Origin of the sequence: Variovorax sp. (assembly GCF_965279555.1) — a bacterium.
In the GTDB taxonomy this organism is placed as follows: domain Bacteria; phylum Pseudomonadota; class Gammaproteobacteria; order Burkholderiales; family Burkholderiaceae_C; genus Variovorax.
The window spans coordinates 2645448-2659914 of the sequence record NZ_OZ257247.1 but is presented as its reverse complement, the minus strand read 5'-3'; the positions used below and the strand labels follow the sequence as shown (position 1 = coordinate 2659914).

Here is a 14467-nt window from a genome sequence, read left to right as displayed (position 1 = left end):
GATTGATTGGTTCCAATCCGTTTTTTGCTGTCGATTGATATGCTTGGCATATGAAAGAAAGCCTGATCGACCTGCGGGCCTGGCGCCAGTTCGTGGCCGTGGCCGAAGAACTGCATTTCGGCCGCGCCGCGCTGCGCCTGCACATGACGCAGCCCCCGGTGACCCAGGCCATTGCCCAGCTCGAGAAGGCGCTGGGCGTGGTGCTGTTCGATCGCACCCGCCGGCGCGTGGCGCTCACGCCGGCCGGCGAGGCGCTGCTGCCCGACGTGCGCGAACTGCTGGCGCGCGCGCAGGCGCTCCCGGCACGGGCGCGCGCGGCGGCGGCAGGGCAGGTGGGGCGCGTGCGCATCGCCTTTGTCTCGACCGTGGGCTTCGAGCAGTTGCCGGCCTGGGTGCGCGAATTTCGGGTGCTGTGCCCCGAGGTGGCGCTGGAGCTGGTCGAGGCCACCGGCGACGTGCAGCTCGAAGCCTTCGCGCGCGGCGAGATCGATGCCGGGCTGATGCTGCATTCGCCCGGCGCGGCGCCGCCGGGGCTTGCGCGGCTGGTGGTGTCGCAGGAGCCGCTCGTGCTTGCGCTGCCAGAGCGGCATGCGCTGGCCCACGTGCCCAAACTGCTGATGTCCGATGTGCTGGCCGAGCCGCTGGTGCTGTTCCCGCGCCGTATCGTGCCTTCGCTGCACGACGCCATCTTCGACCTGTACCACGCAGCCGGCCGCGCGCCGCTGCTGGGACAGGAGGCGATCCAGATGCAGACCATCGTCAATCTCGTGTCCGGCGGCATCGGCGTGGCCTGGGTGCCCGAGAGCGTCACGCAGTTCCGGCGCGCGGGTGTCGTGTACCGGCGCGCCGAAGAGTTCGCCCCGGCCGCGCGGCATCGCAATGCGCCGGTGCTGCCGGCTTGCGAGACCAGCCTTGTGTGGCCCGAGGAGGCCGCCAACCCAGCGCTCGCGCGATTCGTGGCCTTCGTGCGCGAGCGCGGCGCGGGGCTGGCCTGACGGACGTCTGGACGGCGGCCTCAGGCCGAATATCCCCGCCCCGGCCCCGACATCCGGCCGGGGCACAATCTGCGGATGCTCATGTATCCGCAGATCAATCCCATCGCCCTGCAACTGGGGCCGGTGGCCATCCACTGGTACGGCCTGACCTACCTGGCCGCCTTTGCGCTGTTCTATTTTCTCGGCACGCGCCGGCTGCGCCATGAGCCGTACCGCTCGCTGGTGGGCGCGGGTGCATGGCAGCGCAAGGACATCGAGGACATACTTTTCCTGGGCGTGATGGGCGTCATCGTCGGCGGGCGGCTCGGCTACTGCCTGTTCTACAAGCCCGAGTTCTACCTCACGCATCCGCTCGAAATTCTCTACGTTTGGCAGGGCGGCATGAGCTTCCATGGCGGCCTGCTCGGCGTGATCGGCGCGATGGTGTGGTTCTCGCACTCGCGCGCGCGGCCGTTCTGGCAGGTGATGGACTTCGTCGCGCCCTGCGTGCCGACCGGCCTTGCCGCCGGCCGCGTGGGCAACTTCATCAACGGCGAACTCTGGGGCCGCTTCAGCAGCCCCGACCTGCCCTGGGGCATGGTGTTTCCGCAGAGCGGCTCGATGCTGCCGCGCCACCCGTCGCAGGTCTACCAGTTCCTGCTCGAAGGGCTGCTGCTGTTCGCGATCATGTGGATCTATGCGCGCAAGGAGCGCAAGCAGGGGCAGGTGGCCGCGGTGTTCCTGATCGGCTACGGCGCTCTGCGCTTCATTGCCGAGTATTTCCGCGAGCCCGACGACTTCCTCGGCCTGCGGGCGCTCAACCTGAGCCAGGGCCAATGGCTCAGCGTGCCGATGGTCATTGTTGGCATCGCGCTGTGGTTCTGGTTCGGCCGCGGCGGCAAGACCGCGGCTACCGCACGCGCTTGACCCGGAAGTTCGCAGGGTAAGTCCCAGCCCGCGCAGCGGGTTCGCCGCCTTGCGCCGGCTCGCGTGCAAGCTCAGAATTACGCGTAATTACAGGAAATTACGCGGCCCCGCTCCGACGACTCTCATGCGCCTGGTCCCCAACTCCCTGCACGACGAAGTCGCCGCCACGCTGCGCGAGCAGATCTTCGACGGCACGCTGGCGCCCGGCAGCTTCGTGGACGAGGCCGCGCTGTGCGAGCGGCTTTCCATTTCGCGCACGCCGCTGCGCGAGGCGCTCAAGGTGCTCACCGCCGAAGGCCTGCTGCGGCACGAGCCGCGCCGCGGCTGCTTCGTACGAGAGGTGACCGAGCGCGACCTCGACGAGATATTCCCGGTCATCGCGCTGCTCGAAGGCCGCTGCGCCTACGAGGCCGCCCGTAACGCGAGCGATGCCGAACTGCACGAACTGGACGCGCTGCACGAACGGCTGGTGCGCCATGCCAAGGCGCGCCGCATCAACGACTACTACGCCACCAACCACATCATCCATGAGGCGATCATCACGCTCGCCGACAACAAGTGGCTGGCCCAGGTGATAGGCGACCTGCGCAAGATATTGAAGCTCGCGCGCCTGCAGCAGCTGCATGCGCCTGGCCGGCTGGAGCAGAGCCTGTCGGAGCACCTGGCCGTTTTTGCGGCCCTGAAGGCACGCGACAGCGAAGGCGCCGACGCCGCCATGCGCACCCACATGCTGCGCCAGCGCGAGGCGCTGCGCGAAGTGATGCGCCATCAGAAATCCAGGGTGATGTCGTGAGTATCCCCTCGAGCATTGGAGTCCCCCGATGAGTGCGACCGAATGGTTCCAGGCCCGGCTGCGGCCCGGTGAAAGCTCCAAGGTGCCGGTGGCGCCGGAGAGCACGGTAAAGAGTGCGCCCAGGAGCGCCCCCAAGCCCAGCGTGCGCTCCACCGCCGAGCGCCTGCAGGTCACGCTGCGCAAGGCCGACGAGGCCCTGTCGCCGCGCGCCCTGCGCCGCGTACTGGCCGAGCTGCAGGCGGTGATCGATCCGCGCGTGAGCGAGGTCGAGGGCGGGCGCCGCGCGCATGCCATCGCGGACGCCTACCGCGCCGCCACTGCCGAGGAGCGCCGCGACTACTGGGCGCTGATGAGCGAGCACTTCGCCGCCGACGCGCAAAAGCTCAAGGTCGCCCGCGACCAGCACCAGGCGGCGGTCGGCACGCCCGACGAAGGCCAGGCCGAGCTGCGCCTGCGCCGCGCGCTGGTGTCGCCGCGCATGCGCCTGCTGCAGCGCTTTGCGGTCGAGCCGGAGGGCATGCGCTTTCTGGTCGACCTGCGCGCCGACCTGCTGCCGTGCCTGAAGGCCGACAAGCGCCTGATTGCGCTGGACGCCGAACTGGAGCACCTGTTCTCCACCTGGTTCGACGTGGCCTTCCTCGAGCTGCGCCGCATCGACTGGGACTCGCCGGCCTCGCTGATCGAGAAGCTCATCCGCTACGAGGCGGTGCACGACATCAAGAGCTGGTCCGACGTGAAAAACCGGCTCGACGACAGCGACCGCCGCTGCTACGGCTTCTTCCATCCGCGCCTGCCCAACGAGCCGTTGATCTTCGTCGAGGTGGCGCTGGTCGACCGCATCAGCGACGGCATCACGCCGCTACTCGACGAGGCCGCGGTTCCAGTGCTGCCAGCCAAGGCCACCACCGCCATCTTCTATTCGATCAGCAACACGCAGAACGGCCTGCGCGGCGTGAGCTTCGGCGACTCGCTCATCAAGCGCGTGGTAGAGACCCTGCAGGACGAGCTGCCGCGCCTGAAGACCTTTGCCACGCTGTCGCCGATTCCGGGCTTTCGCACCTGGCTCGCGAAGAACGCGGCCGAGCTGCTGCCGCGGCTGGACGAAAAGCGCGAAGCCGAGCTCGGCCGGCTCGTCGGTTCGATGCCGCCCACCGCGGAGCGCCTGCTCGCCGCCGTGGATGCGGCCAACGGCCTGGAGCCCAAGTCGCCGCTGCGCCAATGGCTCATGCAGGCCGCCGCCGAATACCTGGGCCGGGCGCTGGTCGACGGCACGCCGGCCGACCCGGTCGCGCGCTTCCACCTGGGCAACGGCGCGCGCGTCGAACGCCTGAACTGGGCGGGAGACCCTTCGCCCAAGGGACATAAGCAGTCGTACGGTCTGATGGTCAATTACCTCTACGACCTCAAGCGGCTGGACAAACATCGCACCTGGCTGGCGGACGGCAAGGTGGCAGTGTCGGGAGACATCGAAAGCCTGTTCTTCAAAAAAGGCTGAAGTCCGAAAAAGAGCGCAACAGCAAATAAGCAAGCAAGTGCCAGCGCCGGCGCAAGACACGCCGGCAGCCGCATCGGGCGGCAAAATCCACAACGACAGGAGACGAGACAAATGAACCCCAACTTCCAACGCCGCGACGTCCTGCGCGTGGCCGCCGCCGGCGCGGCCATGCTTTGCGGCGCGGCGCGCGCCCAGCAGAACTGGCCGGGCAAGCCGGTGACGATGGTCGTGCCGTTCCCGGCGGGCGGTGGCACCGACGCGTTCGCACGGCCGCTGTCGGGCCAGTTCTCGCGGCTGACGAACCAGTCGCTCATCATCGACAACCGCGGCGGCGCGGGCGGCACGCTGGGAGCCAGCATCGCGTCGAAGGCATCGGCGGACGGCTACTCGCTCTTCATGGGCGCGGTCCATCATGCGATCGCGCCTTCCGTCTATCCCAAGCTCGACTACGACATCGAGAAAGACTTCGTCCCGCTGATGCTGCTGGCCAACGTGCCGCAGGTGGTGGTGGTCAACCCGAAGCGGGTGCAGGCCACGAGCATCAAGGAGCTCATCGCGCTGGCCAAGCGCAGCCCCGGGCAGCTCAACTACGGCTCGGCCGGCGCGGGCACTTCGCACCAGCTGGCGGGCGAGCTGTTCAAGCTGCAGACCGGCACCTTCATCACCCACATTCCGTACCGCGGCGCGGGCCCGGCGCTGGCCGACCTGATTTCCGGCAACGTCGACCTGATGTTCGACGGCCTCGGCTCCTCGGCTCAGTACATCAAGAGCGGCCGCATCAAGGCGCTGATGGTGGCCGGCAGCAAGCGCAACCCCGCATTCCCCGACGTACCATGTGCGGCCGAAGTCGGCCTGCCCGACTACACCGTCACCACCTGGTACGGCCTGTGGGCACCCAGGCGCACCCCGGCCGATGTGCAGCCGCAGATCATCGATGAAATGAAGAAAGTGCTCGCAAGCGACGACATCAAGAACATCTGGGCCCAGAACGGCTCGGAGATCCCGACCATCACCGGCGCCGCCTACGGCAGCTTCGTGAATTCCGAAATCAAGCGATGGGCGACGGTGGTGAAGGCCTCGGGCGCGAAGATCGAATGAGCGTAGGCGAGCAGCGGGGCAGCCAGGTTTCGTTGCGCCGGGACGGCGCAATCGCTTTCGTCATGCTCTCGAACGCGGGGCGGCTCAATGCAATGACGCGTGCCATGTGGCGCACGCTGCGCGCCGTGTTCGACGACCTGCGCAACAGCAACGAAAGCGACGGCAGCCTGCGCTGCGTCGTCGTGCACGGGGAGGGCGGTGCCTTCTGCGCGGGCGGCGACATTTCCGAGTACCCGTCGTTCCGCTTCGAAGAACCCAGCCTGCGCGAATTCCACGAGAACGAGGTGTGGGCCGCTCTGCAGGCGATGCTCGACTGCCCGCTGCCGCTGGTCGCGCAGATCGAAGGCGCCTGCATGGGCGCGGGCATCGAGATCGCGAGCTGCTGCGATATCCGGCTGGCCGGCGCTTCAGCAAAGTTCGGCGCGCCCATTGCGAAGCTCGGCTTTCCGATGGCGCCTCGCGAGGCCGCGCTGGTGCATGGCGCCATCGGCGACGTGCTCGCGCGCGACATGCTGCTGGCCGCCGGCGTGCACGGCGCCCGGCGGCTGTACGACGCGGGCTTTCTGCTGAGCGTGCTGCCCGACAACGAAGTGGCCGCCGCCGCGCGCGACCACGCCATGCGCATCGCCGCGCTCGCGCCGCAGACGGCGCGCCTGCACAAGAAGACCTTTTCCGCGCTGCGTGCCGGTGCGCCCTCGGCCCACAGCCTGCTGGCCACGGCCTACGACTATGCCGACTCCGCCGAGCACCGCGAAGGCATCAACGCCTTCCTTGCCAAGCGCAAACCGAATTTCTGAAGTACCTGCCCGATGAAGAAGCCTGCCAACGCCAACCTGTTCGCCGCCTTGCGCGCGGCCTTTCCCGCCGACCTCGACGCCATTGCCGTGGAGACCGACGACGGCCTGTTCTATTCGTGGCGCGACCTGGACCGCGCCAGCGCCATGATCGCCAACCTGCTCGATGCACTGAAGCTCGAGAAGGGCGCGCGCATCGCGGTGCAGGTCGAGAAGTCGGTCGAGGCCATGCTGCTGTACCTCGCCACCTTGCGTGCCGGCTACGTGTTCCTGCCGCTGAACACCGCCTACCAGAGCGCCGAGATCGAATACTTCATCGGCAACGCCGAGCCGGCCGTGGTGGTGTGCACCAGCCGCAATGCGCCGTGGGTCGGCCCCATCGCCAACGCGGCGGGCACGAAGCACGTCTTCACGCTGGACGACGACCGCACCGGCACGCTGCTGGAGGTGGCCGCGCAATGCAGCGACCGGCACACGCCGGCGCGGCGCAAGGCCGACGACATGGCCGCCATCCTCTACACCAGCGGCACCACCGGCCGCAGCAAGGGCGCCATGCTGTCGCACGGCAACCTGCTGTCGAACGCCGAGGTGCTGAAGGACTACTGGGGCTGGACCGAAGGCGACGTGCTGATCCACGCGCTGCCCATCTTCCATGTGCACGGCCTGTTCGTGGCGCTGCACGGCGCGCTGCTCAACGGCAGCAAGATGCTGTGGTTCGGCAAGTTCGACCCCAAGCGCGTCGTGCAGAAGCTGCCCGAAGCCACGGTGTTCATGGGCGTGCCTACGCTGTACGTGCGGCTGCTGGCCGAGCCGGGCCTCACGCGCGAGGCGGTGCGCAACATGCGGCTTTTCATCGCCGGCTCTGCGCCGCTCCTGATCGAGACCTTCGACGAGTGGCGCGAGCGCACCGGCCACACCATCCTGGAGCGCTACGGCATGAGCGAGACCGCCATGCTCACCTCCAACCCCTACAACCCCGCGCAGGGCGAGCGGCGTGGCGGCACCGTCGGCTTCGCGCTGCCGGGCGTGCAACTGCGCGTGCGCGACGACAGCGGCCGCGACTGCACCACCGACGAGATCGGCAACATCGAGGTCAGCGGGCCCAACGTGTTCTCGGGCTACTGGCGCATGCCCGAGAAGACCGAAGAAGAATTCACCGCCGACGGCTTCTTCAAGACCGGTGACGTGGGCAAGATCGACGGCCTGGGCTACATCACCATCGTCGGGCGCAGCAAGGACCTGATCATCAGCGGCGGCTACAACGTGTACCCGGCCGAGATCGAGGGCTACATCAACGAGATGGCCGGCGTGGCAGAGAGCGCCGTGGTCGGCGTGCCACACCCCGACTTCGGCGAGGTGGGCGTGGCCATCGTGATCGCCAAGTCGGGCGCTTCGCTCGACGCGGAGGCGATCGTGGCCGACCTCAAGTCGAAGCTCGCGAACTTCAAGATCCCCAAGCGCTGCTTCGTGGTGCCCGAGTTGCCGCGCAACACCATGGGCAAGGTGCAGAAGGCGCTGCTGCGCGCGGAGCACAAGGCGCTGTTCGGCGCCTGAGGCTGTTCATTCGACGGGCGCGAGCCCGTTCATCAGCCCGCTGCGCGCGTGGCAGTTGATGTACTCGTAGCTCTGCTCGTCGGCCTTCAACACCGACACCTCGTGGTACACGCGCAGCTGCAGCTGGAAGTTCAGCGCCTGCACGTAGCGCATGAAGCTGCCGAAGATCGCGACGTGCGTCGGGTGCGACTCGGCCCAGCGCTCCATGTCGGCCAGCGAGCGCCAGTAGCTCAGGCCGAACGACTTCTGCAGCGGCTTGCCGTGCGTGTCGAGGTGGTGCATGTAGCGGTTGCTGTAGCAGCCGATGCCCAGGCCCTGGTCGCGCAGGAAGTCCATGCCTTCGCGCAGCACGGGCTCCATCTCTTGCAGGTAGAGGGTGCGTTCCTGGCCGGTGGTGTCGGTCCACTCCTGGCCGGAGCGGATCATCGCGATGTTCTCGTGGCCCGCGATGCGCACGCGCTGCCCCGGGGGCGGCGCGCCGGCGATCACCGCGCGCGTGCCCGAAGGCAGCATGGCGTCGGTCTGCGAAAGCGGTATGCGGTCGCGCATCGATCCCCAGTAGCCGTGCTCCTGCAGCTCGCCGCTGACCTCGCCCATCACCACGCCCACGCCCTCGAGGCGGTCGGGCGTGTTGAACATGGTCTCGAAGTGCTGCACGCGCGGCGATGCGATCTCGCGGAAATAGCCGAGGCCTTCCGTGAGCCGCTCGTCCGAGCGCCACCATGCGTCGACGGCGGGCGTGGCGCACCAGCGCCTGAACGCATCGGGATCACGCCAGTAGGCGATGGCGATCATGTTGTCGAAGCCGTCGGCATCGACGTAGTGCGTGAGGTCGTGGTGGCCCGGCCCGTCGGGCAGGGCGAAGTCGCGCGCAATCTTCATCAGCGCGGCGCAGGCGCGGCCCTGCATGTCCGCGCCGCGCGACTGCACACCGAAGTAGCCCATGACCACCTGCGTGGTCGACACGGGCGCGCGGGCCGACCACACGGGGTAGGGCGGGGCGTAGTCGTCTTCCACGCGGCGGTGGCGCGTGCGGGGGCACTTCAGGTGTTCGGCGATGGCGGATTCCATGGCTCGGCTCCTTCGGTGTCAGGCCACGACCGGCTCGGTCGCGCTGCTCTCGGGCTCGGGTGTGAGCTGCACCACCATGGGCTCGCGGCGCGTCTTGTTCAGCAGCAACTGCGTGACGTCGGGGCGAGAGTAGTGGCCGCTGGGGTCGGCCGCGGCCTTGGCGAGCGAGATCATGCCGAGGTCGATGTCGGCGACGACCAGGCCTTCTTCGTCTTCCGCCAGCGGCGTGCCCAGGGGTGAGCCGTCGGGCGCGTAGATGCGCGCATGGCCGCCGCCAACGCCCAGCATCTGCTGCTTGCCGGCGTCGGTGCACATGAGCTCGCTCATGGCCTTCGACACGGTGGCGCAGGGCGCGATCACGAAGCAGCCGCCCTCGACCGCATACACCTGGCTCGCGGCGTTGTTGACTTCCTGGCCCAGCGCGTAGGCCGCGCCGCGGTACAGCGAGAAGCTGGGCCAGGCGGCGCAGTGGATCTGCTCGTTCTGCGCATACATGGCGTATTTGCTGAGCGGCTGCAGATGCTCCCAGCAGCACAGCGAGCCGATGTTGCCGATGGGCGTTTCCACCACGTGCAGGTCGGCGCCGTCGCCTTCGCCGAACACGGTGCGCTCCACGTGCGTGGGCTTGAGCTTGCGGCGCGTCTGCACGGTATTGCCCTGGTCGTCGATCAGCGCCTGCGCAATGTAGAGGCTGCCCGCCGCCTTCTCGCTGAAGCCGAAGGACAGCCATATCTTGTGCTTGCGCGCCGCGGCGTTCAGTCGCTCGAACTCGGCGGAGCCGATGACCAGCGAGTTGTCGTGATAGCGCTGCACGAACTGCATGCCCCATGCCGGCGAGTCGAGCCATATCCACCACGGGTAGCCGGGGATCCATGTCTCGGGAAAGGCGATGAGCTGCACGCCCTGCCTGGCGGCCTGCGCCATCAGGTCGATGGTCTTGTCGATGGTGGCGTCGAGGTCGAGGAACACGGGCGCGGCCTGCACGGCGGCGACGCGCAGCTTGGGGTGGACGGTGGTCGGCATGGTGGATCTCCAGGTGCAATGAAAGAGCAAGGGACGTAACGGACCGCGTGGGTGGCGCACCGGGTTTGCGCTGTGGCATGCGGGTTGCTTGAAGCGTAGATTCGCGCCGCCGGAACGCCTTGACCCGGATTGGCGGCGTTCTTGTTCCAGCGTTGCATGCCCTGTTTCCGGCCTCCTGCAGGCCCTTCGAGGAATTCCGATGACCCAGCTGCTCAGCACCGACGCCGTCTCGCGCGACCAGCGGCTCGCCTACTGGACCGACATGATCTGCAACGTGTACGTGCAGCTCGAGTGCGACGCCGTGAAGGACGACGACACCGGCAACTTCGAAGGCAGCATCCGCCAGCACACGCTGCCCAGCCTCGACATGTCGGTCGTCACCTCAGGGCCGCAGAGGGTGATGCGCACGCCGGGGCACATCGCGCATTCGAGCGATGACTACTTCCTTGTGAGCATCCAGGCGCGCGGCCAGGGCGTGGTGCGCCAGGACGGGCGCGATGCGGTGCTGTCGGCCGGCGACTTCGCGCTGTACGACAGCACGCGGCCTTACGAGTTGTTGTTCGAGCAGGCCTTCGAGCAGATCGTGCTCAAGCTGCCCGGCGACCGCCTGCGCAGCGAATTGCGCGACACCGAGGCGCTGACGGCCACCACCGTGTCGGGCCGCGAAGGGGCGGGGCATCTGCTGCTGGGCATGATCCGCACGCTGCGCGAAGACATCGACACGCTGCAGCCCGCATCGGCGCTGGCCGTGGCCCACGGCGTGCAGAACATCCTGGTGGCGGGCCTGCAGACGCTGCCTGCGGCGCGCGCGCCGGCTCTCAGCAACCTCACGGCGTACCACCTGGCGCGTGTGAAGCGGCGCATCGACGAGCAGCTGGCCGACCCGATGCTGTCGGTCGGCACGCTGGCGGCGGAACTGGGGGTGTCGGTGAGCCACATCCACCGCGTGTTCAAGAGCGAGCCGCTCACGCCGTCGCAGTACATCTGGGAGCGCAGGCTGGAGGCGTGCAGCCGCGACCTGCTGGAGCCGCGCCTGGCGGGGCGTCCGGTGGGGGAGATCGCCTACGGTCGGGGCTTCAACGACGCGGCGCATTTCAGCCGTGCCTTCAGGGAGCGCTTCGGGTGCTCGCCGCGCGAGTGGCGGCAGCGGGTGCAGCAGTAGGGCCGGAGCTGCCCTACCGGCAGCTCATTGTCTTCAGCCGCGCAGCCCCTTCCAGAGCATGTACGCCGCCAGCAGGTACAGGATGCTCGCGAACACGCGCTTGAGCTTCTTCACCGGCAGGCTGTGCGCGGCCTTGGCGCCCAGCGGTGCGGTGAGCACGCTGCATGCGGCGATCACCGCGAGCGCGGGCAGCCAGATGTAGCCGAAGGAGCCGGCCGGCAGGCCCTCGACGGATTGGCCGCTGACCACGTAGCCCGCGACATTGGCTACCGCAATCGGAAAGCCCAGCGCCGCGCTAGTGGCCACGGCGTTGTGGATGGCGATGTTGCACCACGTCATGAACGGCACGCTGATGAAACCGCCGCCCGCGCCCACCAGGCCCGAGATGAAGCCGATGGCGCCGCCCGCCGCCAGTTGGCCGCCCGTGCCCGGCATCTGCCGCGTCGGCTTGGGTTTTTTGTCGAGGAACATCTGCGTGGCAGAGAAGCCCACGAACAGCGCGAAGACGATGGCGAGCGCCGTGCCCTTGAGCAGCGCGAACACGCCCAGGCTGCCCGCGAGGCTGCCGATGACGATGCCGGGCGCGAGCCGCTTCACGATGTCCCAGCGCACCGCGCCGCGCTTGTGGTGAGCGCGCACGCTCGACACCGAGGTGAAGATGATGGTGGCCATCGAGGTCGCGATGGCCATCTTCACCGCCAGGTCGGCCGGCACGCCGCGGTGGCCCATGATGATCGTGATGAACGGCACCATCATCATGCCGCCGCCGATGCCCAGCAGGCCCGCGAGAAAGCCGGTACCGAGGCCGAGTGCCGCGAGTTCGGCGATGAGCAGGGGGTCGAGCAGGGCGGTGATGTTCACGGTGGCGCGGGGAAGGGAAAGTGCTTCTGCAAAAAGCAGCGGCCCCGTGCAACTGGTGCAGGGGGCCGCGGCGGGAAAAGGTGTCTGCAGATGATGTGCCGGACCCGCATCCTGAACCAGGGTTCAGGTGGGCGAGGGCAGCAAGACTTCGGGTTCATCTGACGCGAGATGATCACGCCCGTCTAGCGATGTACCAAGCCCGGCTCCGGAGAGCATTGGAACAAGGAAATATTAAGCCCGACACGTCTGCAGACAGTTCGGATTTTACGCCTCCCTGCCTGTGTCCGACGAATTCATTCAGAGCAAATGTCCATCGCCGGCAAGGGCTTGATCGAGTCTCTGAATGAGCTGCGCGGCCTTCGGGTCGGTTTCCGCCGTATCGGCGGCAGTGCCTGCTGCCTCGGCGGGAGGTACTGCCACGGGCGCGGCGGCGGCCGTGGCCTGCTGGGCGGCCAGGTCGAAGGCCAGGTTCAGCGAGGCCAGCACCGCGATGCGGTCGCGGGCCTTGACTTTTCCTGCATCGCGGATCTTGCACATGGCCGCGTCCACGCGTTCGACGGCTTCGCGCAACTGCGCTTCGCCGCCATCGGGACAGCCGAGCAGATAGCTCTGGCCCATGATCTGTACTTCAATCTGCTTCATGCGGAGGGGTCTTGGGGAGGTGGTTCAGCCGGCAGCCGTTCGAGCAGCGCGTCGAGGCGCGTGCGGGCCGCGGCGAGCCGCGACTTCAGTGCGTCGCGTTCGCGCGTGAGCGCATCGACCTGTTCCTGCAGCAACTCATTGGTGCGCTGCACCTCTTCGTGACGCACGAGCAGGCGTTCGACACGCTCGGCGATCTGGTCGATGGGGCTGGATGCGGGCATGGTTGGCGATTGTAGTTTCCCTGGGAGGGGCCCTTCGCCGTGCTTGGGCGAGGGTGCGTCGAGGCATGGATTCTGCGGCCTTCCCCCGGTGTTTCAAACTACTCGCTCAGCCGCACATAGGTGGCGAGCAGCGCGCTCTTTGCAGCCACGCCCAGCAGCACCGGGTTGGCCGCGCTCTCGATCACCGGCAGGCGCTCGCCACGGTGCTCCAGGAAGCGTTGCAGCGCTTCGCCCAGGCCGGTGTCGGCGGTGATCGGCAGTATCTCCTGGGAGAGCAGGCTTGCGGCCGTTGTCTCGGCCGGCGCGGCGCCGAGCGCGGCCAGCGGCACCACGCCCAGGTAGCGTCCCCGGGCATCGACCACGTACAGGTACTTCACCGGATGCTGCAGGAAGAGCTTGCTCATCGCCTCGCGGTCCGCGTCGGGGCCGACCACGGTCTCGGCCGGCTGCACCAGGTCGCGCACGTGCAGCCCGCGCAGGCGCAGTTGCTCGTCGCGCTGCTCGTTGCGGCGCAGCGTGATCTCGTACATGGAGCCGGCATTGGCCGAGCGCGCGACGAAGTAGGCGATGACGCTCGCCGCCATCAGCGGCAGCATGACCTGGTAGCTCAGCGTCATCTCGAAGATCATCAATATCGCCATCAGCGGCGCCTGCGTCGCGCCTGCCAGGAAGGCGCCCATGCCGACGATGGCATAGGCAAAAGGCGCCGAGCTGGAAGCCGGCCACAGTGCCTGCACCGCCAGCCCGAACAGCGCGCCGATCATGCAGCCGAAGAACAGCGCGGGCGTGAACACACCGCCCACCGCGCCCGAGCCCGCGGTGGCCATGGTCGCGGCCGCCTTGGCGACCAGCACCATCGCGATCAGCGTCCAGGGCCACGGCGTGTGCAGCACCGCGTTGACCACGCTGTAGCCGTTGCCCCAGACCTCGGGCATCGGCACCGAGATGACGCCCATCAGCAGCCCGCCCAGCGCCAGCCGCCACGGCAGCGCGAGCGGCAGCTTCGCGAACAGCGCGCGGCTGCCCTGCAGCGCACGCAGGAAGCCGACCGACGCAAAGCCCAGCAGCACGCCGAGCACGCAGAACAGCACCACCTCTGCGCCGTGGATCTCCGGGAACGCCGGCATCTTGTAGGGCGGCTGATAGCCTGGCAGCGCGCGCATCGCGACGTTCGCCACCACCGACGCGATGATGATCGGCCCCACGCTCTCCATCGCGATCGAACCCAGCACGATCTCGGCGACGAAGAAGGCGCCTGCGATGGGCGCGTTGTAGGCAGCCGTGAGGCCGGCGGCGGCACCGCAGGCCACCAGCAGCCGCAGCCGTTCCGCCGGAAAGCGCAGCAGCCGTCCCAGTTGCGAGGCGGCCAGCGCCGCGAGTTGCACCATCGAGCCTTCGCGCCCGATCGAGCCGCCGGTGCCGATGCTCACGAGCGACGACGCGCTGCGCACCAGCGTCTGCGCGACCGGGATGCGCCCGTCGCCGAGCACGATCGCTTCCATGTAGTCGGAGGTGGCGCTGCGCACCGCCACGCGCTTGGCCAGCACCAGCAGCAGGCCCGCCACCAGCCCGCCGAGCGTGGGGCAGGCCACGCGCGCCCACCACGGCAGGTGCCTGGCCATGGCCACCAGCCCTTCGCCGGGGCCCAGCACCAGGTGCTCGAAGCCGTAGAGCGCCGCGCGGAACAGTTCGGTCGCCAGCGTGCCGAGCAGGCCCGCGGCAATGGACCAGAGCAGCATCGACTGCCAGCCCGAAACGCCGAAAAGCCGCCGCAGCGCGGAACGAATATTCAGGAAAACCGAGGCCGGGCGCATCACTGCGATGTTAGCGGTGCGCAACTTTCGGCTTAAAT

At 68.1% G+C, this 14467-nt stretch carries 14 protein-coding genes; 8 read left to right on the top strand and 6 right to left on the bottom strand.

Annotation, left to right across the window (positions count from 1 at the left end; all coding sequences use genetic code 11):
- Positions 1 to 50: 50 nt before the first annotated feature.
- From ACQY8B_RS12720 to ACQY8B_RS12690, 7 genes are all read left to right on the top strand, one after another.
- Entirely contained in the window at positions 51 to 995 is a 945-nt protein-coding gene (locus ACQY8B_RS12720) for a LysR family transcriptional regulator (RefSeq protein ID WP_422087026.1), read from the top strand.
- Positions 996 to 1070: 75 nt separating this feature from the next.
- Complete coding sequence (lgt, locus tag ACQY8B_RS12715; protein WP_422087025.1) at positions 1071 to 1901, top strand: prolipoprotein diacylglyceryl transferase; 831 nt, start codon at positions 1071 to 1073, stop codon at positions 1899 to 1901.
- A 124-nt stretch (positions 1902 to 2025) separates the two neighbouring features.
- Positions 2026 to 2694 carry a GntR family transcriptional regulator gene (locus ACQY8B_RS12710; protein WP_422087024.1) on the top strand — a complete coding sequence of 223 codons (669 nt, stop codon included), beginning with the start codon at positions 2026 to 2028 and terminating at the stop codon, positions 2692 to 2694.
- A 28-nt stretch (positions 2695 to 2722) separates the two neighbouring features.
- Positions 2723 to 4189 (top strand): malonyl-CoA decarboxylase, encoded by a 1467-nt coding sequence (locus ACQY8B_RS12705; protein ID WP_422087023.1) that lies wholly within the window; start codon positions 2723 to 2725, stop codon positions 4187 to 4189.
- 111 nt (positions 4190 to 4300) lie between these two features.
- A complete protein-coding gene (locus tag ACQY8B_RS12700; RefSeq protein WP_422087022.1) occupies positions 4301 to 5287 on the top strand; it encodes a Bug family tripartite tricarboxylate transporter substrate binding protein in 987 nt (328 codons plus the stop codon).
- Entirely contained in the window at positions 5284 to 6084 is an 801-nt protein-coding gene (locus ACQY8B_RS12695; protein WP_422087021.1) for an enoyl-CoA hydratase/isomerase family protein, read from the top strand. The genes ACQY8B_RS12700 and ACQY8B_RS12695 overlap by 4 nt, the downstream gene beginning before the upstream one ends.
- A 12-nt stretch (positions 6085 to 6096) precedes the next feature.
- Entirely contained in the window at positions 6097 to 7635 is a 1539-nt protein-coding gene (locus ACQY8B_RS12690; protein ID WP_422087020.1) for a malonate--CoA ligase, read from the top strand.
- A 6-nt stretch (positions 7636 to 7641) separates the two neighbouring features.
- Here ACQY8B_RS12690 and ACQY8B_RS12685 read toward each other — a convergent pair whose 3' ends face one another.
- Together ACQY8B_RS12685 and ACQY8B_RS12680 are read right to left on the bottom strand one after the other, a co-directional pair.
- Positions 7642 to 8706 carry a phenylacetaldoxime dehydratase family protein gene (locus tag ACQY8B_RS12685; protein WP_422087019.1) on the bottom strand — a complete coding sequence of 355 codons (1065 nt, stop codon included), beginning with the start codon at positions 8704 to 8706 and terminating at the stop codon, positions 7642 to 7644.
- Positions 8707 to 8724: 18 nt separating this feature from the next.
- Positions 8725 to 9729, bottom strand: coding sequence for a carbon-nitrogen hydrolase family protein (locus tag ACQY8B_RS12680; RefSeq protein ID WP_422087018.1), 1005 nt, complete (start codon positions 9727 to 9729; stop codon positions 8725 to 8727).
- A 199-nt stretch (positions 9730 to 9928) separates the two neighbouring features.
- Here ACQY8B_RS12680 and ACQY8B_RS12675 point away from each other — a divergent pair, with 199 nt between their 5' ends.
- Positions 9929 to 10891 carry a helix-turn-helix domain-containing protein gene (locus ACQY8B_RS12675; RefSeq protein WP_422087017.1) on the top strand — a complete coding sequence of 321 codons (963 nt, stop codon included), beginning with the start codon at positions 9929 to 9931 and terminating at the stop codon, positions 10889 to 10891.
- A gap of 33 nt (positions 10892 to 10924) precedes the next feature.
- Here ACQY8B_RS12675 and ACQY8B_RS12670 read toward each other — a convergent pair whose 3' ends face one another.
- From ACQY8B_RS12670 to ACQY8B_RS12655, 4 genes are all read right to left on the bottom strand, one after another.
- Complete coding sequence (locus tag ACQY8B_RS12670; RefSeq protein ID WP_422089045.1) at positions 10925 to 11746, bottom strand: sulfite exporter TauE/SafE family protein; 822 nt, start codon at positions 11744 to 11746, stop codon at positions 10925 to 10927.
- 303 nt (positions 11747 to 12049) lie between these two features.
- Complete coding sequence (locus ACQY8B_RS12665) at positions 12050 to 12394, bottom strand: cell division protein ZapA (protein WP_422087016.1); 345 nt, start codon at positions 12392 to 12394, stop codon at positions 12050 to 12052.
- On the bottom strand, positions 12391 to 12615 hold the full coding sequence (locus tag ACQY8B_RS12660) for a DUF904 domain-containing protein (RefSeq protein WP_081270851.1): 225 nt from the start codon (positions 12613 to 12615) through the stop codon (positions 12391 to 12393). Before ACQY8B_RS12660 ends, ACQY8B_RS12665 begins: the two co-directional genes overlap by 4 nt.
- A gap of 98 nt (positions 12616 to 12713) precedes the next feature.
- Complete coding sequence (locus tag ACQY8B_RS12655; protein ID WP_422089044.1) at positions 12714 to 14429, bottom strand: ClcB-like voltage-gated chloride channel protein; 1716 nt, start codon at positions 14427 to 14429, stop codon at positions 12714 to 12716.
- Between the last annotated feature and the right edge of the window lie 38 nt (positions 14430 to 14467).